General features: G+C 70.6%; 21 protein-coding genes. 8 read left to right on the top strand and 13 right to left on the bottom strand.

Annotation, left to right across the window (positions count from 1 at the left end; all coding sequences use genetic code 11):
* Window positions 1-75: 75 nt before the first annotated feature.
* Window positions 76-1,305, bottom strand: a complete 1,230-nt coding sequence (locus DGO_RS07045; RefSeq protein ID WP_014684794.1) for an ABC transporter substrate-binding protein — start codon at window positions 1,303-1,305, stop codon at window positions 76-78.
* Window positions 1,306-1,422: 117 nt separating this feature from the next.
* Between DGO_RS07045 and nagZ the strand changes: the two genes are divergently transcribed.
* Window positions 1,423-2,898: a beta-N-acetylhexosaminidase gene (gene nagZ / locus DGO_RS07040; RefSeq protein WP_226991488.1), complete on the top strand. Its 1,476-nt coding sequence runs from the start codon at window positions 1,423-1,425 to the stop codon at window positions 2,896-2,898.
* 3 nt (window positions 2,899-2,901) lie between these two features.
* On the opposite strand, the gene DGO_RS07035 is transcribed toward nagZ, so the two are convergent.
* The 3 genes from DGO_RS07035 to DGO_RS07025 form a co-directional block, all read right to left on the bottom strand.
* On the bottom strand, window positions 2,902-3,294 hold the full coding sequence (locus DGO_RS07035; RefSeq protein ID WP_226991487.1) for a penicillin-binding protein: 393 nt from the start codon (window positions 3,292-3,294) through the stop codon (window positions 2,902-2,904).
* Window positions 3,295-3,497: 203 nt separating this feature from the next.
* Entirely contained in the window at window positions 3,498-5,912 is a 2,415-nt protein-coding gene (locus tag DGO_RS07030; protein WP_014684791.1) for a transglycosylase domain-containing protein, read from the bottom strand.
* A gap of 27 nt (window positions 5,913-5,939) precedes the next feature.
* On the bottom strand, window positions 5,940-6,329 hold the full coding sequence (locus DGO_RS07025) for a response regulator (protein ID WP_014684790.1): 390 nt from the start codon (window positions 6,327-6,329) through the stop codon (window positions 5,940-5,942).
* 153 nt (window positions 6,330-6,482) lie between these two features.
* On the opposite strand from DGO_RS07025, the gene DGO_RS07020 reads away from it, so the two are divergent.
* Together DGO_RS07020 and DGO_RS07015 are read left to right on the top strand one after the other, a co-directional pair.
* On the top strand, window positions 6,483-7,286 hold the full coding sequence (locus tag DGO_RS07020) for a [LysW]-aminoadipate kinase (protein ID WP_043803425.1): 804 nt from the start codon (window positions 6,483-6,485) through the stop codon (window positions 7,284-7,286).
* Between the two features lie 68 nt (window positions 7,287-7,354).
* A complete protein-coding gene (locus DGO_RS07015; protein ID WP_014684788.1) occupies window positions 7,355-7,618 on the top strand; it encodes a hypothetical protein in 264 nt (87 codons plus the stop codon).
* A gap of 21 nt (window positions 7,619-7,639) precedes the next feature.
* On the opposite strand, the gene DGO_RS07010 is transcribed toward DGO_RS07015, so the two are convergent.
* The 3 genes from DGO_RS07010 to DGO_RS07000 form a co-directional block, all read right to left on the bottom strand.
* Entirely contained in the window at window positions 7,640-8,170 is a 531-nt protein-coding gene (locus DGO_RS07010) for a DinB family protein (RefSeq protein ID WP_043803422.1), read from the bottom strand.
* Window positions 8,171-8,246: 76 nt separating this feature from the next.
* Entirely contained in the window at window positions 8,247-9,638 is a 1,392-nt protein-coding gene (locus tag DGO_RS07005) for a S1C family serine protease (protein ID WP_043801501.1), read from the bottom strand.
* 91 nt (window positions 9,639-9,729) lie between these two features.
* Window positions 9,730-10,119 carry a S1 RNA-binding domain-containing protein gene (locus DGO_RS07000; protein WP_014684785.1) on the bottom strand — a complete coding sequence of 130 codons (390 nt, stop codon included), beginning with the start codon at window positions 10,117-10,119 and terminating at the stop codon, window positions 9,730-9,732.
* 157 nt (window positions 10,120-10,276) lie between these two features.
* Between DGO_RS07000 and DGO_RS06995 the strand changes: the two genes are divergently transcribed.
* Window positions 10,277-10,906, top strand: coding sequence for a septum site-determining protein MinC (locus DGO_RS06995; RefSeq protein WP_043801499.1), 630 nt, complete (start codon window positions 10,277-10,279; stop codon window positions 10,904-10,906).
* Between the two features lie 62 nt (window positions 10,907-10,968).
* Window positions 10,969-12,165, top strand: coding sequence for a hypothetical protein (locus DGO_RS21055; protein WP_014684783.1), 1,197 nt, complete (start codon window positions 10,969-10,971; stop codon window positions 12,163-12,165).
* A 61-nt stretch (window positions 12,166-12,226) separates the two neighbouring features.
* Here DGO_RS21055 and infB read toward each other — a convergent pair whose 3' ends face one another.
* From infB to rimP, 4 genes are all read right to left on the bottom strand, one after another.
* Entirely contained in the window at window positions 12,227-14,023 is a 1,797-nt protein-coding gene (gene infB / locus DGO_RS06985) for a translation initiation factor IF-2 (RefSeq protein WP_014684782.1), read from the bottom strand.
* A 79-nt stretch (window positions 14,024-14,102) separates the two neighbouring features.
* Window positions 14,103-14,417 (bottom strand): YlxR family protein, encoded by a 315-nt coding sequence (locus tag DGO_RS06980; protein WP_050920708.1) that lies wholly within the window; start codon window positions 14,415-14,417, stop codon window positions 14,103-14,105.
* A 48-nt stretch (window positions 14,418-14,465) separates the two neighbouring features.
* Window positions 14,466-15,650, bottom strand: a complete 1,185-nt coding sequence (gene nusA, locus DGO_RS06975; protein ID WP_014684780.1) for a transcription termination factor NusA — start codon at window positions 15,648-15,650, stop codon at window positions 14,466-14,468.
* A 90-nt stretch (window positions 15,651-15,740) separates the two neighbouring features.
* Window positions 15,741-16,142, bottom strand: a complete 402-nt coding sequence (rimP, locus tag DGO_RS06970; RefSeq protein ID WP_014684779.1) for a ribosome maturation factor RimP — start codon at window positions 16,140-16,142, stop codon at window positions 15,741-15,743.
* Window positions 16,143-16,479: 337 nt separating this feature from the next.
* On the opposite strand from rimP, the gene DGO_RS06965 reads away from it, so the two are divergent.
* The 3 genes from DGO_RS06965 to DGO_RS06955 all read left to right on the top strand — a co-directional run bounded on the left by DGO_RS06965 (window position 16,480) and on the right by DGO_RS06955 (window position 20,717).
* A complete protein-coding gene (locus tag DGO_RS06965; protein WP_226991486.1) occupies window positions 16,480-16,869 on the top strand; it encodes a hypothetical protein in 390 nt (129 codons plus the stop codon).
* Window positions 16,870-16,928: 59 nt separating this feature from the next.
* Entirely contained in the window at window positions 16,929-19,226 is a 2,298-nt protein-coding gene (gene secD / locus DGO_RS06960) for a protein translocase subunit SecD (protein ID WP_043801496.1), read from the top strand.
* A 90-nt stretch (window positions 19,227-19,316) separates the two neighbouring features.
* Entirely contained in the window at window positions 19,317-20,717 is a 1,401-nt protein-coding gene (locus tag DGO_RS06955) for a hypothetical protein (RefSeq protein ID WP_014684776.1), read from the top strand.
* A 97-nt stretch (window positions 20,718-20,814) separates the two neighbouring features.
* Here the strand turns inward: DGO_RS06955 and rpiA are convergent, their stop codons facing one another.
* Both rpiA and prxQ read right to left on the bottom strand, forming a co-directional pair.
* Window positions 20,815-21,516 (bottom strand): ribose 5-phosphate isomerase A, encoded by a 702-nt coding sequence (gene rpiA, locus DGO_RS06950; protein WP_043801493.1) that lies wholly within the window; start codon window positions 21,514-21,516, stop codon window positions 20,815-20,817.
* Complete coding sequence (prxQ, locus tag DGO_RS06945) at window positions 21,509-22,024, bottom strand: thioredoxin-dependent peroxiredoxin PrxQ (RefSeq protein WP_043801491.1); 516 nt, start codon at window positions 22,022-22,024, stop codon at window positions 21,509-21,511. Before prxQ ends, rpiA begins: the two co-directional genes overlap by 8 nt.
* Window positions 22,025-22,034: the final 10 nt, after the last annotated feature.

Genomic DNA, 22,034 nt, shown 5'->3' with positions numbered 1-22,034 from the left:
GGCGGGTGAGGGCCGGGCGCACAGCCACGGGGGCGGCCGGGTCTCCCCCGCCGCCCCCCCCGTCCTGCATGCTTCTTACAGGCTCGCGTTCCAGGACTTCACGATGTCGTCGAGCGCGGCCTTGACCGTCTTGGTGCCGGCCATCGCGGCCTCGATGTTGTCCTTGAAGACCTTGTTCAGCTTGCTGGCGTCGGGGTACACCAGCGTCAGGTCCTTGGCCTTCTTCAGTTCGGTGCTGGCGACCAGGCGGCCCTGGCTCACGGCGTCGCTGCCGCCCTGCTTGAAGAACTTGTCGGTGCTGGCCTTCACGGTGCTGGGGAAGGTCGTCTTGGTGACCTTCGAGAAGGCGAGCTGGTTCACGTCGTTGGTCAGGAACAGCGCGAGCTTCTGGGCGGCGGCCGGGTCACGCACGCCCTTGGGGACGGTGAAGCCCATCAGCCCGGTGTGGATGACGTTGCCCGCGATGTTGATGGGATAGGGCGCGACCTTCGTCTTGGCATAGACGTCCTTGTTGTCGTTCTCGACGCGCAGGATGAACTGCGGCCCCGTGATGAGCATGCCCAGCTTGCCGGCCGAGTACAGCTCGGTGGCGGCCGTATAGCCCCGGCGCATGGTGTCCTCGGGGATGTAGCCCTTCTTGTAGAGGTCCACGTACTGCTGCACGAGGGCGACGTGCTGCGCGCTGTTGAACACGGCCTTGGCCCCCGACTTGTCGAGCACCGGCAGCCCCGCTTCCTGGAACAGGTAGAGCATGTTGATGCCGTTGATGTTCGGCATGAAGCCGTACATGCCGGTCTTGTCCTTGATCTGCCTGGCGGCGGCCATCAGCGTCTGGATGGTGCGCGGGGGGCTGTTGGGGTCCAGGCCCGCCTTCCTGAAGATATCGGTGTTGTACGCGACCACCTTGGGCGACCAGTACCACGGCACGCCCACGACCTTGCCGTCGATGGTGAAGGTCGAGAGGGTGTTGGCGAAGTACAGCTTCTTCTGCGCGTCGGTCAGGGTCATGGGCGAGAGCGCGCCCTGCTCGGAGAGCTTGACCACCATGTCCGACGACAGGTTCACGGCGGCGGGGGGGCGGCCCGAGGCGACGGCGGCCAGGAGTTTTTGCTCCATCGCGTTGGCGGGCACGTCCACCCACTTCAGCTCGACGTTGGGGTTCTCCTTCTCGAACTGCGCGACCAGCCGGTTCATCTCGTCGTTAAACAGCGGCGCGAGGCTGATGGTCCAGAACTCCATCTGGGTCTTCTGGGCGGCGGCGGTGCCAGCGGCGAACAGGGCAGCAGTGATGAGAAACTTCTTCATGTCTTCTCCTTCATGGGGGGCCTATGCGGGGGGATGTGACCGTCACTGTAGCGCGCCCCTGCCCGGCTGCGGCTGAGAATCCGTTCCCGGCGAACCCGATGCTCTAGGCTGGGCCACGTGACCACAACTGAATTCGGACCGCTTCCCGCCCCCGGCGCGCTGACGATGGTGGACATCCCCGGTCCGGTGCTGGACGCCGGGACGGCCGAGCATCTGCGGCGCTACGGCGTGGGCGCGGTGTGCCTGTTCGGCAAGAACGTGCAGTCGCCCGAGCAACTGCGGACCCTGTGCGCCGACCTGCGCGCGGTGCTGGGCGAACACGCCCTGATCGCCCTGGACCACGAGGGCGGGGCCATCCTGCGCCCGCACTTTTGGCCCTTCGTGCCGAGCGCCATGGGCCTGGGCGCGGCCGACGACCCCGCCCTGACCGAGGAGATGAATGCCGTCCTGGCGCGGCAACTGCGCGCCGTGGGAATCAACTGGAATTTCGCCCCGGTGCTCGACGTGAACGTGAACCCCGCCAACCCGGTCATCGGGGAGCGGGCCTACGGCGCCGACCCGGAGAAGGTCACGCGGCAGGGACGCGCGGCGCTCGCCGGGCACGCGCGCGAGGGGGTCGCGGCCTGCGTCAAGCACTTTCCGGGGCACGGCGATACCTTTCAGGACAGTCACCTGACCCTGCCGCGCGTGGACAAGGCGCGCGCCGCGCTGGACGCGGGCGAGCTGGCCCCCTTCCGCGCCCTGCTGGGCGTGACCCCGGCGATGATGACCGCCCATATCGTCTACCCCGCGCTGGACCCGGAACACCCGGCGACCCTCTCGCGGCCCATCCTGACGGGGCTGCTGCGGGACGAGTGGGGCTACGGCGGCGTGATCGTCACCGACAGCATGGGCATGCAGGCCATCGACGCCAACTACGGCCGGGGCGAGGCGGGCGTGCTGGCCCTGCGCGCCGGGGCCGATCTGGTCATGGCCCTGGGACAGCGCGCGGCGCAGGAAGAAACCCTGGAGGCCATCGCCGCCGCGCTGCGGGCAGGCGAGCTGCCGGACGCCGGGGTCAAGGCCGGGCGGCTGCGCGCGCTGGCCGAGGGGTACCCGTCGCGGGACCTGCCCCTCCCCGACCTCGCGGCCGACCGCCCCGCCGTCATAGAGGGCTGGGCACGCGGCCTAACCGGCTGGCGTCATCCAGTGGCCCCGCCCCCCGGCTCGCGCATCCGGCTGGTGGCCCACCGCACCCCCGTGCGTGAGAACGTCAGCGAGGCGGGGGCCGACGCAGAGACGCTGGCCCGCGACCTGGGCACCGTCTATACGGTGGACCTGCACCCCTTCGACGCGCCGGAGGAACTCGACTGGGCGGCCCTGGCGGGGGGTGACGTGCCGGTCGTCCTGGCGACCACCTTCCGGCACCGGCAGCCGGCGCTGCGCGGCGCGCGGCCCGATCTGCACCTCGCGCTGTACAACCCCTATGCCGTGCTGGACGTGGACGCCCCGGCCGTACTGGCCTACGGCTTCCGGCCCGAGGCCCGTGCGGCGCTGCTGGGCTGGCTGCGCGGCGAGCGGGGACTGCCGGGGACCCTGCCCTTCGATTCCTGAAACCTAGTCCAGCTTGCCCGCGAACGTCCCTTCCCAGGCGTTCAGGATGCGGCCCTCGTTGACGAGCAGCACCGCCGGGTACTCCCCGATGCGCAGTTGCCGGGCGAACGTGGTCGCCTCCTCGCCGCGCCAGGGGGTCAGGCCGCCCGGCGCGGGGGCAGGCACGTCCTCGGCATTGACCGCGCGGACCGGCAGGCCGCTCGCCAGCAGGTCGCGCCACAGCGGTCCCAGATCGCCGCAGTCGTGGGTGTAGACCACGACCACCTCGCGCGCCGCACTCTGCCAGGGGTGCGCAGGCAGGGTCTCGCCCAGGCGCACGCGGGCCTCGGCACTCGGCGCCCCCAACACCAGCAGCAGGCCCAGCAGCGGCGCCCCGCGCCCGGTCAGGCCTTTCACGCGCGCACCGGCAGGGCGCCGGGGATGGGCCAGGGGGCGGGCTGGGTGCGGTTCATGCGCCCGACTATGCCGCGCGAGCGTCACTGGAACGTGATCCAGCCATGAGAGCTGCCCGCCCTGGAGTTACCCTACGGTCCGCGCCCGAACGAGGCAAATCCCCGCCCAGGCACGCGGCCGGGCAGGGACAGAGAAGGGGGTCGTCTTCAGGGAGTGGAGGAAGCCGGGGACTTCGCCGGGGCCGTCTGCGTGCCGGCAGGCGGGGCCGGGGTACTGGCCTGGGTGCGCACCAGCTTCAGGGCGTCGGGATCGGGCGTCTCGTCGCGCAGGGGGGCCGGGTTGGCGTCGGGCGCGTAGCCGGGCAACTGCTCGATCTCCACGCGGCGCTGCACGATGTTCTGGGGCGGCGTGAACTCGGTGGCGATCAGGCCGGTCGTGCGGTCGATGCTCACGAGCTTGGTGCGCGGGTCCTCGCTTCCGGCCGCGAAGGTGGTCTCGCGGTACACGGGGGCCTGCCGGATCTCCTCGGGGGCGTCGGCGACCGTGCCCGAGCGGTAGGCGGGCAGCACGCTCGCCAGCTGCACGTTCGGCAGGTAGCCGGGGTCCGGCGCGGCCGTATAGGTGATGCCGGGGGGCTGCTGGAACTGCGTGACGGTCTTGCCCTGGTGTGCGAGCTGCATCATGCGCCGCCAGATGGGCGCGTTCACGTAGCCCGAGTAGTAGGTGGTCGGCATGTAGCCGCCCTGCTGCTTGCCGACCCACACGGCGCCCGTGTAGAGCGGGGTGGTACCCACGAACCAGAAGTCCTTGGGGCCGTTGCTGGTCCCGGTCTTGCCGGCCACCGGCCAGTCGCCGAACTTGGCGCGCCCCGCCAGCCCGCCCTGGCGCTCGGTCAGGTCGTTCACCACGCCCCGGATCATGTCCAGGCCGGTCCAGGCGTACTGCGGCGTCCAGATGCGGTTGGGCTTGGTGGTCTCGTTGCTCACGTCGTACAGCACCTCGCCGCGCGCGTCGGTCACGCGGGTGATGTAGCGCGGCGCGTGGTACAGCCCGCCGTTCACGAAGGGCGCGTAGGCCGCCGCCATCTTGACCGGGGTGGTCTCGACCGCGCCCAGCGCCGCCGCGTAGCCGGTCCCGTCGTTGGGCGGAATGTCCAGCGAGCGCAGCTTGGCGAAGAAGTTGTTCAGGCCGACGCGCTGCGCGAGGCGCACGGTCACGAGGTTCAGCGAGCGGTCGAGCGCCTCGCGGATCGTCATGTCGCGGTAGGAGGTCTTGCCCTCGTAGTTCTGGGGCTCGTAGACGCCGCCCTTACAGCCCTCGCACGGCAGGCTGATGGGCCGGTCGGGTTCGCGCAGGCTCTGCTCGGCGCCCTGCGAGAGCGCGGTGTTGTACAGCAGCGGCTTGATGGTCGAGCCGATCTGGCGCTGGCCCTGAGCGGCGTTGTTCCAGTCGGGCGGCGGCTGGTTGCCGTTGAGCTTCTGGCCGACCATGCCCAGCACGTCGGCGGTGTAGGGATCGATGACCACGGCCGCGAGCGTCGTGCCGTAGGGCAGACCCTGGCCGTCGCCGATGAAGTAGCCGTAGCGGGCTTCGCGGCTGGCCGTCTCGACCGCCGCCTGCACCTTGGGGTCCAGGGTGGTGTAGACCCGCAGCCCGCCCGTGCCGTACACCCGCTCACGCCCGAAGCGCTTGACGAGTTCCTGCTCGACCTGCCCCATGAAGTGCGGCGCGCGGGTGGCGGTCGCCGCCTGAAGCTCCTTGGCGCGGCGATCGACCAGCTTGGCGCCCGTCACGTTGCCCCCAGCGTCGTAGGTGACCTGCCAGCCGCGCGGCTGGAGTTTTTCCTTCCAGGCGGCGTCGGCCTGGGCCTGGGTGATCCACTTGTCCTCGACCATGTGGTTCAGCACGGCCTTCATGTAGGGCCGCACCGCCTTGTAGTCGAAGTAGCGGCCCGCACTGGGCACCAGCACGGTCAGGTAGGCGCTCTGCGCCAGGGTCAGCTTGTCGGGCGTGGTCCGGAAATAGGCCTGGGCCGCCGAATAGATGCCGTACAGCTCGACCGGGCCGCCGTCGCCCCAGTAGATGACGTTGAGGTAGTCCTGGAGGATCTCGGACTTGGTGAAGCTGCGCTCAACCTGGAGGCTGAGCATCCACTCCTTGATCTTGCGGTCGGGGGTGCGGGCCTGGTTGTACTCGTCGAGTAGCAGCGTGTTCTTGACGAGCTGGTTGGTGAGGGTCGAGCCCCCCTGCACCTCCTCGCCCTGGGCGAGCCGCTGGAACTGCCGCCCGATGCCCAGGGGGTCGAGGCCGTAGTGCTCGAAAAAGCGCCGGTCCTCGTTGCTGATCAGCGCCGCCACCATGAAGGGGCTGATCTCGTTGAGCCGAACGATGGTGCGGCTGATCGCCTGATCCCCGATGCGCGGAATCAGGTTGCCGAGCTGCGAGTTGTCGCGGGCGAAGACCTTGGTCTCCGCGCCCAGCGAGAGGCTGTCGAGTTGGCGGTAGTCGGGCAGTTCCCGCGACCACTTGGTCACGTAGGTCGCCGCCACCCCCGCGCCGGCCACCACGGCCGCGATGATCAGCGAGGTCAGGAATTTGAGGAAACGCAGGAAAAAGATCAATGCAGGCTCCTTGGGACCGTCCCGGCCTCAGGTCACGGGCGAGCTGCGGCGGCTCTCGATGAGCTGGTTGACCCGGCCGCGCAGCAGCTTGCCCGATACCGGCTTGTGGACCACGTCGTCGGCCCCCACGAGCCGCGCGTGGTCGCGGGTCTGTTCGTCGTCCATGGCGGTCAGGAGCAGCACGGGCGCGCTACGCAGCCGCTTGATGCGCTTGACGCGCGAGCAGATCTCGAAACCGTCCATGTGGGGCATCCGCACGTCGAGCAGCATCGCGTCGGGGGTGTGGGTCTGAAGGTATTCCAGGGCCGCCTTGCCGTCCTGAACCGTGATGATCTCGTGTCCGTCGGCCGCCAGGATGACTTCCAGCATGGTCCGGATCGCCGGTTCATCGTCTGCGACGAGGATCGTGTACGCCATGAACTCATCATAAAGCACCCTCCGCGCCGTGTGGGTGCGCGGCGCATGAGCAGCGCGGCCCCCTCCCGCAGCCCCGTTCCGCGCCCGGACCGGCCCCCGGCGGTATAGCGCCCGGCCCGGTCCCGGCGGCCCCGATGCTCTAGGATGCCGCGCATGATCGTGGTGAAGGTCGGCGGAAGCGCCGGAATCGACTATGACGCGGTGTGCGCCGACCTGAGCGCCCGCGTGCAGGCCGGCGAAAAGTTCATTCTGGTACACGGCGGCAGCGGCGAGACGAACCGCGTGGCCGAGGCGCTGGGCCACCCGCCCCGCTTCGTGACCAGCCCCAGCGGCTACACCTCACGCTTTACCGACCGCCAGACGCTGGAAATCTTCGAGATGGTGTACTGCGGCAAGATGAACAAGGGCATCGTCGAGCGCCTGCAACGCCTGGGCGTGAACGCGGTGGGCCTGTCGGGCCTCGACGGCCGCATCTTCGAGGGCCGCCACAAGGATTCGGTGCGCGCCGTCGAGAACGGCAAGGTCAAGGTGCTGCGCGGCGACCACACCGGCACGGTCGAGAAGGTGAACACCGGCCTGCTGGAGCTGCTGCTGAACGCCGGCTACCTGCCGGTCCTGACGCCGCCCGCCGCGAGCTACGAGGGCGTGGCGATCAACGTGGACGGCGACCGCGCCGCCGCCGCGCTGGCCGTGGCCCTGAAGGCCGACGCCCTGCTGCTGCTGAGCAACGTGCCGGGCCTGCTGCGCGACTACCCCGACGAGGCGAGCCTGATCCGCGAGATTCCGGCCAATGATGTCGAGAGCTACCTGGAATTCGCCCAGGACCGCATGAAAAAGAAGGTGCTGGGCGCGGCCGAGGCGGTCGCGGGCGGCGTGGGGCGCGTGATCTTCGGAGACGCGCGGGCCGGGCAACCCGTGAGCGCCGCGCTCGCCGGGGCCGGCACGGTGGTGAGCTGACGGGGGACGGGCGGCGAGGCGACGCCCCGCAAGGAGAGCAGCTGCCCGCGACCCTGGGGGCCGCCGAGGTGCTGGCCTTCCTGCGTCCCCGCGGCGGCCAGGAATACCGCCTGACGACCTGCGCCGCGCGGGGCCGGGGTCGGGGACGCCACCTTCAGGACACCGGCACCTACCGGCTGACCCTGCGCGGCGAGGAGCTGGAAGCGACCGGCCCCAGCGGCCAGACCCGCACCCTGAGCGCCGGGCGTTTCCTGGAGATCTTCGGCTCGGCCCTGTTCCTGCCCCCCGAGCCGACCGGCCGCCTGACCGATCTGGGGCCGCTGTTCGGCTGAGCCTGTGGCCGCCGGGCCGCGTCAGCCGGGCCGCGCCGGACCGTATCTCTCACGCAGCACGTCCAGATGCGCCCGCTCGTGGCCCAGCAGCATCCGGGCCAGTGCCCGCACCGTGAAATCGTGGTCCCCCACGGTGCCCCGCCGGGTCCAGTCGCCGGGCGGCAGGTGGCGCAGCAGCGAGAGGTGCGAGCGCCGCACCGCGCCGAATTCGGCCAGCAGGTCCGGCAGGGCGTATCGTCCAAAGTCGGCGGCGCGCATCCAGTCGTCCTGCTCGAAGCCGGGCAGCCGGGCGGGGTCGCCGCGCGCGACGAACAGCAGGCGGCTCCCGAACACCCGCTCCACGTCGGTCATGTGCCCCAGCAGTTGCCGCACGGTCCACTTGCCGGGGGCGTAGGTCTGGTCCGGCGTGGCCGCGTAAGGCCGCAGGGCCGCCGCCGTCACGGTCTCCTGGGCCTGCATGGCCGCCAGCAGGTCGTCCTCGGGGACCAGCGCCACGTAACGCGCATGAAAGGCGCTGTACTCACCGGGCTGTGGGCGACTGATCTCGGTCATGCGCCGCAGCATAGGCCCTGTCCCAGGCCCCGCACCGCAAACCGGCCGGGGACCTGGGGCAGGGCCTGAACATCGTTTACTGACCGTCGTCCTGCGCCGTGCTCGCGTTCGGGAAGGCGAAGGCCTTGAGATTCACCGTGACCTCGCGGGTCTGGCCGGCCCGCTGGACGGTCAGGCGCACGCTGTCGCCGACCTGCTTGCCCAGGATGGCGCGTTGCAGGTCCCCGCCCTCGGTCACGGGCTGACCGTCGATGGCCGTGATGATGTCGCCGTTGGTCTTCAGCACGTCGTTCTGGGCCTGGCCCCGGGACGTGCCCCGTCCCGCCGTTCCTGTCCCGCCGCCCAGCGCGAGGCCGGTGCCGTCGCTGGTGCCGCCGCGCAGGCCCGCCGCCGCCGCCGGACTGTTCGGCAGCACCTCCTGCACGAGCGCGCCGGTCGCGGGCAGCTTGGCCTGGGCGCGCTGCTCGCTCGTCAGGCCGCTCAGGTCGGTGAACTGGATACCCAGACTGGGGGTCTGGAGCACGCCGCCCTTGCCCGCCTGCAACTTGGGCAGCAGGGTCTTGACCGTATTCACGGGAATGGCGAAGCCCACGCCCGCACTCTGGCCCGCGCCGCCGGTCAGGATCTGGGTGTTCACGCCGATCACCTGCCCGGCGCTGTCGAGCAGCGGGCCGCCGCTGTTGCCGGGGTTGATGGCCGCGTCGGTCTGGATGACCTTCTGGCTCACGCCCTTGGTTCCCACCGGCACCGTCCGCTCCAGGCTGCTGATGATCCCCTCGGACACGCTGAAGTCGAGATTGAAGGGCGCGCCCATCGCCACGGCCTTCAGGCCCACGTCGAGCTGGTCGCTGTTGCCCAGCGGCATGGGCTGGATGGCCCCGGAGGGCAGGCCCTCGGCCCGGATGAGCGCGAGGTCGTAGTCGGGGGCGCGCGCCACGACCTTGGCCTTGTAGGTCTGCTTGCTGCCGTGCAGGCGGATGGTGATGTCGCTGGCCCCCTCGACCACGTGGTTGTTGGTGATGATGTCGCCCTGCGCGTTCACGAAAAAGCCGCTGCCCGTGCCGGTCGCCTGCTGGCCCTGCGCGCCGCCGTCCTGCCCGTCGCCCAGACCGTCGGGCAGCCCGAAGCCGAACTGGCGTTCGAGCTGGTCGCGGAGCTGCGCCTGCGCGCCGCCGCTCGCCTTCTCGGTCACGCTGATGTAGACCAGACCGTTCTGGCGGGCCTTGACCACGTCCACTGTGTTCGCCTCGGACTGGGTACGCGCGCGGCCATTGTCGTAGGTCGCGGAGGTGGCCGGAGCATTCTGCGCGAGCGTCTGGACCATCTGGCCCTGCGTCTGGGCCGACTGGGTCTGGGCGGCCTGGGTCTGGGCCGTCTGAGCCGCGCCGCGTTCGTTGATGCCGTAGCCGACGAAACCGCCGAGGGCGAGCGCGCCGCTCAGGGCCAGCAGGGAGAGGTTCCTCTTCATGGGCGCAGTGTGCCGCGCCCCGGTTACACGACGGTTAAAACAGAAAGGGAGCCGAACCCCGTGGGGTCCAGCTCCCTGGCAGACGCGAAGGTTATTTCTTGCGCTTACCGCCGCCGGCCGGCTTCTTGCCGCCGCCCGCACCCGGGCCACGCTCCTTGGCGTCGCGCATGAACGAGCGCAACTTGGCCTCGAACTGGGGGCTTTGCCGGCCGATGGCGCGCGGCCGGGGAATTTCCTCGGGTTCTTCGAGGAGTTCCTTGATCGAGAGGTCGAGGCGGCCCCGCTCGTCGCGGCCCAGCACCTTGACTTCGACATTCTCGCCCTCACGCACATGGTCGTGAATGTTCCGGACGAACGAGTGGGCGATCTGCGAGATGTGGACGAGGCCCGTTTCGCCGTTCTCAAACTGTACGAACGCGCCGAAGTCGGTCACCCGCGTCACGCGGCCCTCCGCGACCGCGCCCGAATCAAGCTGCACCAAGAGTCTTCTCCTCCAAAGGCATAGGCCACACTTTACATCATCCGGCGGGCCAGGGGCCACTTCTCTGAGACTTTGGTTAGTATGGGCCTGCGGAGCCGTGCCCGCGCGGGTCCGTGCGGCGCGGGAAAAAGCCCGGGGCCGTATTACACTGGGCTTCATGAAGTTGCGCGGCACGCTGGGCGGTCTCAATCTGCTTCTCGAACCTGGAGACACGCCCGAAAGTGTCGCCCACGCCCTGGCGTCACGGGCCGAAATGCTGACCACCAGCGTCACCCTCGAAATCCAGGGGGACACGCACCCCGGCGCGCTGGAAGCCGCGCTGGACGCCGTGCGGGCGGCGGGCGGCACACCGGGGCGGGTGCGGGCCCCGCGCGTGACCGTGGCCGCCCCGGGCCTGCCCCTGCCTGAGCTGGAAACCGCCCCCGAACCGCAGACCCCACCCGACACCCAGACGGTGATCTTGCCGCACAGCATCCGCGCGGGCTTCCGGGGGGAATACGGCGGCAGCGTGGTCGTGCTGGGGGACGTAAACCCCGGCGCCGAGCTGATCGCGGCCGGCGACGTGATCGTCACGGGGGCGCTGCGCGGCGTCGTCCACGCGGGCTACGGCGGGCGCGAGGACGCCATCGTGTGGGCGCGGCCCATCGCCAGCGCGCAGCTGCGGATCGGGGACGCCGTCGCGCGCGCGCCCGAGGGCAGCAGCAACATGCGCCGCATGGAGGGCAGCGAGCGCACCGAGCGGGCCTACCTGCAAGAAGGGCGCATCATGATCGACGTTCAGCGGTAGGCCTGGCCGCGCCCGCTCACATGGGGCAGCCCGCCTGAGGGCCACGCCGGACAATAACCGGCATGTCCCCCCTGGCTTTTCCGGCATGGTCTTCCGGCCGCAAGGTCGCCTTCCGGTTCCTGCTGCTGTACGCCCTGCTGGACCTGAGTGGCGGGCTGTTCCTGCCCTGGGACGTGCTGGCCGACTGGATCACGCCGCGCCTTCTGGGGCAGCCGCTGCCGGTCCCTGTACCGACCGGCAGCGGCGATACCCTGCGCCAGTACGTTCTGGCCGGCTTGTATCTCGTCGCGGCCGGGCTGGGCACCCTGATCTGGAGTGCGGCCGAGGGCCGCCGCGACTGGACCCCGCGCCTGGGCTGGCCGGCCCACACCGCGCTGCGCTTCTGGGTGGCCTATACTCTGCTGCTCTACGGCTGGAGCAAGCTGCTGCTCGTGCAGATGCCGGCACCCGACTTTCCCGACCTGCTCACCCCGCTGGGCGAGATGAGCCCGATGGGGCTGTTGTGGCGCAGCGTGGGCTTCTCGGCACTGTACGAGCGGGCCGGGGGGCTGGCCGAGGTCGTGGCCGGGCTGCTGCTGCTCTCGCGGCGCACCAGCCTGTTCGGTGCCCTGCTGGGCGCGGGCATCATGGCCTACGTCTTCCTGCTCAACCTGAGTTTCGACGTGCCGGTCAAGCTGTTCAGCGCCCACCTGCTGCTGTACTGCCTGCTGCTGCTCGCGCCCTTCTGGCCCCGGCTGTGGCTGTTCGTCACCAACCGGCCGGTGCCGCCCCAGGTCTACCCGGCGGGCAGGGGACGGGCCAGGCTCGCTTTCCTGGCCCTCGCCGTCCTGGCCGTCGCGCTGCTGCCCGCCGGACTGACTGCCCTCAGCGCGCACGCGAGCAGTCCGGTCGGTCACAGCGACCTCGCCGGGGTCTACGAGGTCCAGACCTCTGCGCCCGGCAGCGCCGCCTGGGTCCGGCTGGCGCTGGGCGAGCAGCTCTTTGCCGCCGAGGAGACGGGCAGTCCGCCCTGGGGCAGGGTCGCCCTCCTGCGCAGCGACGGCACCCGCCTGCGCGGCTGGTACACGTCCGACCGGGCAGCCCGGACCCTGACCCTGCACTTCGGCGCCCTCGACCGGCTGTTCCATTCCCGTAGCCGGGACGGCGCCCTGACGCTGGAGGACGGCAGCGAGACCCTGACCCTGCGCCCCGCCGCCGACGCCACGCTGCTGCGTGACCGGGGCTTCCGGTGGGTGAACGAGCAGCCCTTCAACCGCTGAGGCCAAAGGAAGGGGGCGGCCCTCCCCTGCCGGGAAAGCCGCCCCCCTACCGCTGGGTGCTTTAGGCCTGCGCCACTTCGACCATCTCGCTGGCCTCGATGATGTCGCCTTCCATCACGTCGTTCCAGTCGAGGTTGATCCCGCATTCGTAGCCGGTCTGCACTTCGCGGACATCGTCCTTGAAGCGCTTGAGGCCCACGATGGTGCCCTCGTACACGACCTGCTTGCCACGCGTGACCTTGGCCTTGGCGTTGCGCTTGAACGACCCGTCGGTGATGTACGACCCGGCGATGTTGCCGTTCTTGGGGTGCCGGATGACCATACGGACCTCGGCGCGGCCCAGGTACTTCTCCTCGAAGACCGGCTCGATGTTGCCCTTGATGAGGCGGTCCACCTCGTCGATCAGTTCGTAGATGATCCGGAAGCTCTTGATGTCGATGCCCTTGTTGTCGGCGATCTTGGTCACGCTGCCGGGGGCCGTCACGCTGAAGCACAGAATGGTCGCCTCGGCGGTGCTGGCGAGCAGCACGTCGCCCTCGGTGGGCGCGCCGATGCCGGCGAGCATCACGTTGAGCTTCACGTCGTCGGTTTCCTTGCGCGCCAGGATGCCCTGGATCGCCTCGACGCTGCCCTGCGTGTCGGCGCGCAGGATCAGGTTGACGGTCCGCACGGTGCCCAGCGGCCCCATCATGTCTTCCAGGGTCAGCTTGCGGCGCTCGCGCGCGGCCTCGGTGTCGCGGCGGGTCTGGGCACGCCCGGCGATGACTTCACGCGCGGCGTGCTCGTTCTTGGCGCTCTGGACCTGCTCGCCGCTGGCCGGCACCTCCGAGAAGCCCAGGATCTGCACCGGGGTGCTGGGGCCGGCTTCCTTGATGCGTCCGCCCGCGCTGTCGGTCATCGCCTTGATCTTGCCGTAGCCCTCGCCCACGACCAGGAAGTCGCCGACGTGCAGCGTGCCTTCCTGCACCATCACGGTGGCGAGCACGCCCGCCTGCTTGTCCACGCGGCCCTCGATGACGACCCCCGAGAAGGTGCCCTTGGGATCGGCGCGCAGGTCCTCGAGTTCGGCGGTCAGGCTGATGTACTCCAGCAGGTCCTCGACGCCCTCGCCGGTCTTGGCGCTCACCGGGACGACCACGAGGTCGCCGCCGTACTCTTCGGGCACGAGGTTGAGCTGCGTGAGGTCGGTCTTGACGCGCTCGGGGTCGGCCTGCGGCAGGTCCACCTTGTTGATCGCCACGATCATGGGCACCTTGGCCGCCTGCGCGTGGGCGATGGCCTCGCGCGTCTGGGGCATCAGGCTGTCGTCGGCCGCGATCACGATGATGGCGATGTCGGCCACGTTGGCGCCGCGCGCACGGATGGTCGTGAAGGCCTCGTGGCCGGGCGTGTCGATGAACACGATCTTGCCCTTGCTCGTCTGGGCTTCGAAGGCCCCGACGTGCTGGGTGATGCCGCCCGCTTCCTTGGCCGCCACCCGCGTCTTGCGGATGTAGTCGAGCAGCGAGGTCTTGCCGTGGTCGACGTGACCCATGATCGTCACGACGGGCGCGCGGTGGGGCGCGCCGGTGTCCTCGGCAGTCGTGGCCGCCTCGGGAGCCGGGCTGGGCGTGGGCGCGTCGGCCGGGGCCGGAGCCGCCTGGGGCGCCGCCTGCGCAGCGTCGGCGGTCTGGGCCGGCGCGGCGGGCGCCGATTCGGCTTCCTCGGCCAGCAGCTGCTTGATGAGTTCGACGGTGTCTTCCTCGATGGTGCTGCTCACACTCTTGTAGGAGACGCCCAGACCGTCCAGCATTTCCAGCATTTTGTTGTTGTCTACGCCAAGGTCTTTGGCGAGGGTGTAAATTCGGACTTTCGACATGCTCACCTCCGGTGAGACGGGCAGGTACGCCCGGAAAAGGCGCGGACCGGCCGGGAACTGCTCGGGAGAATTCCAGATTTCAGGAGTCGGAAGAAACCGCGTCCTGCGGGGGGGCCGTCAGAAGCTGAGGCGCCGGGGACTGGGGAGAGGAGGTCTGGCCGGCCCGGCTCAGTTCGGCGCTCAGCCGCGTGGCCTGTGCCCCGAAGGCCCGGCGGAGTTTTTTCTCCTGCCAGCACGCGGGCGAGTCGGCGCACAGGTAGGCTCCGCGTCCCTGCCGCCGCCCCGCGAGGAACTGCCAGCCCGCAGGCGTGCGCGTCAGGCGCACGAATTCGGACTGGGGCCGCTTGCGGCGGCACGCGGCGCAGGTCCGTTCCGGGACGTGCCGTTCGGGCACGGGCCGGGCAGACGCCGGGAAGGGAGAAAACGCGGGTAGGCTCAAGACTTACTCCCGCAGGTCGTCCGGGCTGGCCGTCGCCACCGACTTGCTTTCCTTGAACAGCGCGTCGAAGGCCGACTGCGCGGCGCTGTTCTCGGGCGCGGCGACGCCGTCCTGCATGGCCTGCTGCATCGCGGCGTCGAGGTCGCTGATGGCAGCGGTCTCGCGCAGATCGATCTTGACACGGGTCAGCTTGGCGGCGAGGCGCACGTTCTGGCCACCCTTGCCGATCGCCAGCGAGAGCTGGTCGGGCGTCACGGTCACGCTGGCCTCGCGGCCCTCGCTGCCCACCTCGATCAGGCCCACCTTGGCGGGCGAAAGCGCGTTGCGGATGAACTCGCGGGGATTGGCGTCCCACAAGATCACGTCCACGCGCTCGCGGCCCAGCTCGCCGGTCACGGCCTGGATGCGGTTGCCACGGTGCCCGATGCACGCGCCGATGGGGTCCACGTTCGAGTTGTGCGAGAACACCGCGACCTTCGAGCGCTGCCCGGCCTCGCGGGCGATCGCCTTGATCTCCACGATGCCGTTGGCGACTTCGGGGATTTCCTGGCGCAGCAGGTAGTCGAGCAGGCGCTCGTCGGCGCGGCTCGCCAGGATGGTCGGGCCCTTGGGGGTCTTGCGCACTTCCTTGAGGTAGATCTTGACGCGGCTGCCGGGGGTCAGCTTCTCGCCGGGAATCTGCTCGCGGGGGGGCAGGATCGCCTCGCCCGCGCCCAGCTCGACGAACCAGTTGCCCTTGTTGTCGCTCCGGACGACCTGCGCCGTGAGCACCTGGCCCTCGCGATCCTTGTACTCGTTGAAGACCACGTTGCGCTCGGTTTCGCGCATCTTCTGGGTCAGGGTCTGCTTGGCGGCCTGGAGGGCGATGCGCGAGAACTTCTCGCGGTCCACCGGGAACTCCATCTCCATGCCGATCTCGACGCCGGGGTCGAGTTCGAGGGCGTCGGCCAGCGAGATCTGCATGTGCTCGTCCTCGACCTTCTCGACGACCTCACGCACGACGAGCACTTCGAGTTCGCCGGAGTTGGGGTCGAGGTGCACCTCGATGCGCTTGTCGGGTTCGACGTTGCGGGTGTAGGCCTGCGCGAGCGACTGCTCGAAGGCCTCGATGAGCTGCATTTCGTTGATGTTGCGGGCCTGGGCGACTTCCTTCAGGGCGTCCGCGAAATTGATTTCGGGCTGGGTCATGGTCTCGTTCCTTATGAAATTGTGGGCTGCTCGGGAGCGTGCGGGCCGGGAGGGCCAGGCAACGGCCGCCTTTCCGCCCCGGCAGCCGGTTTACCTGTGGCGGTCGGGGAACTCCGCGAGGTTGGCCTGCACGCGCCCGGCCGTGACCGTCACGAGTTCGCCGTTGACCTCGAAAGTCACCTGATCGCCGTCTACGGCGCGGATGGGCGCAGTGAAGCTGTGGCCCTCGCCGCGTACGCGGGCACGCAGCCCGAGCATGCGCTCGAAATGCCGGCCGCGCAGCAGCGGGCGCTTGCCGCCGGGCGACTCGAATTCCAGGCGGTATTCGCCCTCGATGGGGTCCACGCGGTCGAACTCGGCCTCGGCGGCGCGGCTGGCCTTCGTGAGGTCCTCCATCGTCACGGGCTGCTCGTCGAGCCGGTCGATCCGCACGAGCACGATCAGCTCGCGCCCGGCCGTCTGGCGCTGCACTTCCAGCACCTCCAGCCCCATCGGGGCGACGGCCTGCTGCGCCAGGGCGTGCAGCCTGGAGTCTCCGGTGTCCGCCGGAGTCGGTTGGGTTGTGTCCTGACCGTTGTGCGCTGGGTTGTTATTCATATTGTCTGGGCCGGGCCTGAGGGCAGACTGGCCACTTCACCACCTCCTCCACGAAAAAGGGTGGGTACTGCACCCACCCTCCTCCGAGGAATTCTGAAGGCAGTATAGCGTAGGTCGCCCTCTGGACGGCGCCGGGCGTCACAAAGGACGCTCCGGACGCCCGGTTCCGGACCTGTTTCCGGCCTGCTGTGGTCAGCGGGGCTTCATCAACCGTTTGCTATGCTGGGGCGCTTTGAGAGAACGTCCGGTGCCCGCGCGCTTCCCCCGCCTGTCCGGCGGGAGGCTGTGGTCACGCTGCCCGCCGGCCTGGCAGGCGCGGCTCGCGGCGCTGCCCGGCGCGCTGACCCTGCTCTCGCTGCTCGCGGTGCTGCTGGGCAGCCATCCCCCCACGCACGACCCCGGGCCCCGGCCCACCGCCGGCGCGGCGGCCCCGGCCCTGCCGGAGCTGCGGCCCGCGCCGCTGCCCCCCGCCCCGGCCCCCCTGCTGGCCGGCGCCCCTCCCGACGTTCCGCTGGTCGCGCGCCGCACCCAGGGGTCCGTGGTCCTGTGCGCCTGCCGGGCTGGCCCCGCCCGCAAGCCCGACCTGCTGGCCCTGGGCCGCCAGCAGACCGACGGCGGCTAGCGCCGGCGCGCCGCGTCCGTCCTTTCCCTTTCCGTATTTTTCTCAAGGAGCTTTTTTCCGTGACCTACGGCAACAACCGCAACCGCAACACCGGCCGCCGCCCACCCCCCCGGCGCGCGGCGACGACCACCGGCAAGGCCAACCGCTGGACCGGCCTGCTGCTGCTCATCACCCTAATCGCCAGCATGCTCTACATCTGGCGGCCCTGGGAACACCGCAATGCTCCCTGGACCCTCTGGAACGACCAGTACCAGTTCATGACGCTGGGCCTGGACCTCAAGGGCGGCCTGCGCATCGAGCTGGCGCCCGAGAGCGGCACCGCCACCCGCGAGGAACTCGACCGCGTCAAGACCGTCATCGAAAACCGCATCAACGCGCTCGGCGTGGCCGAACCCACCGTGAACGTCACGGGCGGGCGGCGCGTGGTCGTCGAGATTCCCGGCGCGACCCCGGCCGTGCAGCAGCGCGCCCGCGAGATCATCCAGCGCACCGCCCGCCTGGAATTCCGCATCGTGAACACGGGCGCGCAGCCCGATCCGGCCCTCCAGGCCAGCAATCCGCGCAGCAGCGGCTACACGCTCGCGCAGCTCGGCCCGGTGCAGGCCACGGGTGAGGTCGTCTCGACGGCCACCTCGGGCACCAACCCGCAGACCGGGCAGTGGGTCGTGAACTTCCAGACCACCCCGGCGGGGGCCACCACCTTCGGGGACTTCACCGGCAAGAACGTGGGCCGCCTGATGGCCGTCGTCCTCGACGACCAGATCCAGTCGGTGGCGACCATCAACCAGCGCCTGTTCCGCGACATCCAGATCAGCGGCAGCTTCTCGGCCGCCGAGGCCAGCCAGCTCGCGCTGGTGCTGCAGTCGGGCGCCCTGCCCATCAAGATCAAGACCGAGGCCGAGCGCGCCATCGGGCCGACGCTGGGGGCCGACGCCATCCGCAGCGGCGCCATCGCCGCCGTCGTGGGCATCCTGCTCGTGTTCGGCATGCTGTTCCTGTACTACGGCTTCTGGCTGGGTCTGGTCGGCGCGCTGGGCCTGCTGTTTTCCAGCATCGTGATCCTGGGCCTGCTGGGCGGCTTCGGGGCCACCATGACCCTGCCGGGCATCGCGGGCCTCGTGCTGACCATCGGCGCGGCCGTGGACGGCAACGTGATCTCCTTCGAGCGCATCAAGGAAGAACTCGCGCGCGGCCGGGGCATCAAGAAGTCCATCGAGGCGGGCTACGAGCACTCGACCGCCGCCATCCTCGACGTGAACGCCTCGCACCTGCTCTCGGCGCTGGCGCTCTACAACTACTCGACCGGCCCGGTCAAGGGCTTCGCGCTGACGCTGATGATCGGCGTGGTCGCCTCGACCTTCTCGAACCTCGTGTTCGCCAAGTGGTTCCTCCAGTGGCTCTCGGAGCGCCGCCCCGGCCTGAACGCCCCGAGGCGCATCTCGAACACCCACATCGACTTCATCAAGCCCGCGCCGATCATCACGACGATCAGCGTGCTCATCGCCATCGCCGGCGGCGCGATGCTCGCCGTGCGGGGCCTGGACTACGGCGTGGACTTCACCTCCGGCACCACCCTGACCGTCAAGACGGCGGCGGCGACCACCACCGAGCAGGTGCGCGCGGCGGTCGCGGGCGCGGGCGTGCCCGAGGTGACGGCCCAGAGCGCGGCCATCCAGCGCGACGTGACGCCGGGCCAGAGCGGCGCGCAGTACACCGTGAAGGTGCCCGAACTGACGGCGGCGCAGGCCCAGACGCTGGGCACGGCCATCGCCAAGCTGCCCGGCGGGCAGGTCCAGGCCACCGAGACGGTCGGCCCGACGGTCGGCCAGGAACTCACCACCCAGACGACGCGCGCCGTGATCCTGGGCCTCGCGCTGATCCTGATCTACGTGGGCTTCCGCTTCGACTTCATCATGGGTCTGGGCAGCATCGTGGCGGTGCTGCACGACGTGGCGATCGTCATGGGGCTCTACTCGCTGCTGGGGCTGGAATTCACCATCGCCTCGGTCGCGGCCCTGCTGACCCTCATCGGGTATTCGCTCAACGACTCGATCATCGTCTCGGACCGCATCCGCGAGAACCTGCGCGAGATGCGCGGCAAGAGCTACCGCGAGATCGTGAACACGTCCATCAACCAGACGCTGTCGCGCACGGTCATGACCAGCGTGTGCACCATGCTGCCGCTGCTCAGCCTGCTGATCTTCGGCGGCCCGGTGCTGCGCGACTTCAGCCTCGTGCTGCTCATCGGCATCCTGGTCGGCACCTACAGCAGCATCTACATCGTCGCGCCCATCGTCGTGTACTTCGAGGAGGCCCGCGCCCGCCGCAAGAACGGCGGCGCGCCCGCGAAGGCGTAAGGCGGACGCACAGCGCCGCAGCACAGGCCCCCGGCACAGCGCCGGGGGTTTTTGCCGTGCCCCCTCCCGCCTCCCCCTATCATCTCCCCCATGACGTTTTCGGAACTCGATCCGCGCAGCCTCACGGCGCTGGGGCTGGAAGGCGCGCTGGAGGCGGCCTCGGCCCCGCGCGCCACGGCCGAGCTGCTCTCCGGCCTGAGCGCGCACCCCGACGCCCGGGTGCGCGCCCGCGTGGCCGCCCACCCCAACACGCCGCCCGAGGTGCTGGGCCTGCTGGCCGCCGCCTTCCCGCGCGAGGTGCTGGGCAACCCCGGCGTGCCGCTGCTGCGGCTGGCCCGCCCCGGCTTCCTGAACCTGTTTCCCTCCGAGGGCATGACGGCGCTGCTCGGGCTGCCCGGTGTGCCCGGCTGGGTGCTCGACGGCGCGCTGCGCCACGAGAACTACGACGTGCGCGCCGCGCTGGCCGCCGTGCCGGAGCTGCCCGGGGGGCGCGTCGCCACCCTCGCGCAGGACGCGGGCTGGCAGGTGCGTGAGGCCGTCGCCAAGCGGGCGCAACTGCCCGAGCCCCTGCTGCGCCAGCTCGCCGACGACGACGATTACGACGTGCGCAAGGCGGTGGCCGCCCGCGAGGACCTGCCCGGCGACGTCCTGCGGACCCTGGTGGCCGACGCACACGGCATGGTGCGCGCGGGCGTGGCGCGGCGGCTGGACCTGCCCCTGGACTGCCTGCTGACCCTGGCGACCGACGCCGACCCCGACGTGCTGGCGACCCTGGCGCGGCGGCTGGACCTGCCGGGCAACGTCCGCGACTGGCTGGCGGGGCACGAGCAGCCACATGTGCGCGCCGCCGCCCTCCAGGCCTGGCGGGTGCCGCCCCGCTGGCTGGAACGCGCCGAGAACGACGCCGATCCCGACGTGCGCGCCGCCCTGGCCCGCCGCCCGGACGCCGACGAGGCCCTGCTGACCCGGCTGGCCGGGGACGAGGCCGAGACGGTGCGGCGCGCGCTGCTGGAGCGTGCCGAGCTGCCCGACGGCGCGGTGCTGGCCCTGGCCCGCGCGCCCGAGGCCGACATCCGCATCCACATCGCGAGTGCCGAGGGCATTCCGGCGCAGGCGCTGGCCCTGCTGCTGGAGGACCCCGATCCCAGCGTGCGGACCATCCTCGCGGTGCGCCCGGACCTCGGCGCGGCGGGGCGCGGGCGGCTGGCGACCGACCCGAATGCCGAGGTGCGCCGCGCGGTGGCCTACGCCGATCCGACCCCCGGCGACGTGCTCGAACGGCTCGCCGCCGACCCGCATGCCGGGGTGCGCCGCGCGGTGGCCGTCCACCCGGCACTTCCGGCGCAGACGCTGGCCCGCCTCGCCGCCGACCCCGACGAGGGCGTGCGCCTGCTCGCGGCGGGCCGCGCCGACCTGCCCGGCGAGCTGCGCGCGGCCCTGACCCGCGACCCCGACCCCAGCGTGCGGGCCGAGATCAGTTCCGTGGACTGAACTGCCGCGCGGCCGGGGACCTCCACCCGACTCCGTGACCGCGCCGGTGGACCGGAAGGGGCCGCATATCCGGTCCGGCCCCCTTCCCCGCGCCCGCCTACCGCTGCGGCGTCAGCTCGCGCACGCCGTCGGGCGCGGCGACGAAGGCGCGCTCGGCCATGCCCAGGAACAGCCCGGTCTCGACCACGCCCAGCGTGCCCTTGATGCGGCTCCCCAGCTCGGCGGCGCCGAACTCGGCGGGCAGCTGCGCGTCGAAGATGTAGTTGCCGTTGTCGGTCACGTAGGGCTGCGCGCCGGGCTGGCGCAGGCGACCGCCGAGGCCCAGGGCGCGCAGGCGCTCGATGGTCGAGAGGAAGCCGAAGCGGGCGATCTCGACCGGCAGCGGCGCTTTTTCGCCCAGGCGCGTGACGAGCTTGGTGTGGTCCGCGATGATGACCAGCCGCCGCGCCTGCACCTCGGTCAGCTTCTCGCGCAGCAGCGCCCCGCCCAGGCCCTTGATGAGGTCGAGGCCCGGCGTGATCTCGTCGGCCCCGTCGATGGCGAGGTCCAGCGGCCGGGGGTCGAGCGGCTCGACCGGAATGCCGACCGCGCGGGCCAGCGCGTCGCTCGCCTCGCTCGTCGCCACCCCGACCACGCCGCTCAGCTCGCCGGTCCCGATGCGGCGGCCGATCTCCTCGATGGCGTACCTGGCGGTGCTGCCGGTGCCCAGGCCCACGCGCATCCCGCTGGCGACCAGGGCGGCGGCGCGCAGGGCGGCGTCCTTCTTCAGGGCTTCGAGGTCGGGGGCCCGATCACTCATGGGCGGCCCGGTCCTTGTCGATGGCGGCGGCGACCGCGTCGGCGTGGCCGTCCACCTGCACCGCCAGCCAGGACTTGACGAGCCGGCCGTCGGGGCCGATCAGGAAGGTCTGGCGCTTGATTCCCTCGCTGACCTTGCCGTACATGTTCTTGGTGCCCCACGCCCCGATGGCCCGGATGTACTCGGCCTCCGGGTCACTCAGGAGCGGAAAGGGCAGGCTGTACTTTTCGGCGAATTTCCCGTGGCTCGCGGCGTCGTCGCGGCTCAGGCCCAGGATGGCCGCGCCGTGGGCCCTGAGGGTCGCCGAGTCGCGGAAGTCGCAGGCCTCGCGCGTGCAGCCGGGGGTATCGTCCTTGGGATACACGTACAGCACGACGTATTTGCCCTCGTACTGCCCGAGCCGGTGGGTCTGTCCCTCGGCGTCGGGCAGCGCGAAGGCGGGAAAGGCCTCGCCGGGCTGAAGGCGGGGCGAGGGGGACGGGCTCGGCTGCTCACCGGATTGGGTCATGGGGACAGGG

It is taken from the genome of Deinococcus gobiensis I-0 (assembly GCF_000252445.1).
In the GTDB taxonomy this organism is placed as follows: domain Bacteria; phylum Deinococcota; class Deinococci; order Deinococcales; family Deinococcaceae; genus Deinococcus; species Deinococcus gobiensis.
Note: the sequence above shows the minus strand (reverse complement) of the source record. Positions and strands in the feature narration are given on the sequence as shown.

Excerpts from the sequence above, each read along its gene's own strand:
- prxQ (WP_043801491.1), bottom strand. The coding sequence starts at position 22,024 with ATGACCCAATCCGGTGAGCAGCCGAGCCCGTCCCCCTCGCCCCGCCTT.
- DGO_RS06995 (WP_043801499.1), top strand. The coding sequence starts at position 10,277 with ATGAAGTTGCGCGGCACGCTGGGCGGTCTCAATCTGCTTCTCGAACCT.
- DGO_RS07010 (WP_043803422.1), bottom strand. The coding sequence starts at position 8,170 with ATGACCGAGATCAGTCGCCCACAGCCCGGTGAGTACAGCGCCTTTCAT.
- infB (WP_014684782.1), bottom strand. The coding sequence starts at position 14,023 with ATGTCGAAAGTCCGAATTTACACCCTCGCCAAAGACCTTGGCGTAGAC.
- DGO_RS07025 (WP_014684790.1), bottom strand. The coding sequence starts at position 6,329 with ATGGCGTACACGATCCTCGTCGCAGACGATGAACCGGCGATCCGGACC.
- DGO_RS07020 (WP_043803425.1), top strand. The coding sequence starts at position 6,483 with ATGATCGTGGTGAAGGTCGGCGGAAGCGCCGGAATCGACTATGACGCG.
- nusA (WP_014684780.1), bottom strand. The coding sequence starts at position 15,650 with ATGACCCAGCCCGAAATCAATTTCGCGGACGCCCTGAAGGAAGTCGCC.
- DGO_RS06955 (WP_014684776.1), top strand. The coding sequence starts at position 19,317 with ATGACGTTTTCGGAACTCGATCCGCGCAGCCTCACGGCGCTGGGGCTG.
- DGO_RS21055 (WP_014684783.1), top strand. The coding sequence starts at position 10,969 with ATGTCCCCCCTGGCTTTTCCGGCATGGTCTTCCGGCCGCAAGGTCGCC.
- rpiA (WP_043801493.1), bottom strand. The coding sequence starts at position 21,516 with ATGAGTGATCGGGCCCCCGACCTCGAAGCCCTGAAGAAGGACGCCGCC.
- rimP (WP_014684779.1), bottom strand. The coding sequence starts at position 16,142 with ATGGGGCTGGAGGTGCTGGAAGTGCAGCGCCAGACGGCCGGGCGCGAG.
- DGO_RS07045 (WP_014684794.1), bottom strand. The coding sequence starts at position 1,305 with ATGAAGAAGTTTCTCATCACTGCTGCCCTGTTCGCCGCTGGCACCGCC.
- DGO_RS07005 (WP_043801501.1), bottom strand. The coding sequence starts at position 9,638 with ATGAAGAGGAACCTCTCCCTGCTGGCCCTGAGCGGCGCGCTCGCCCTC.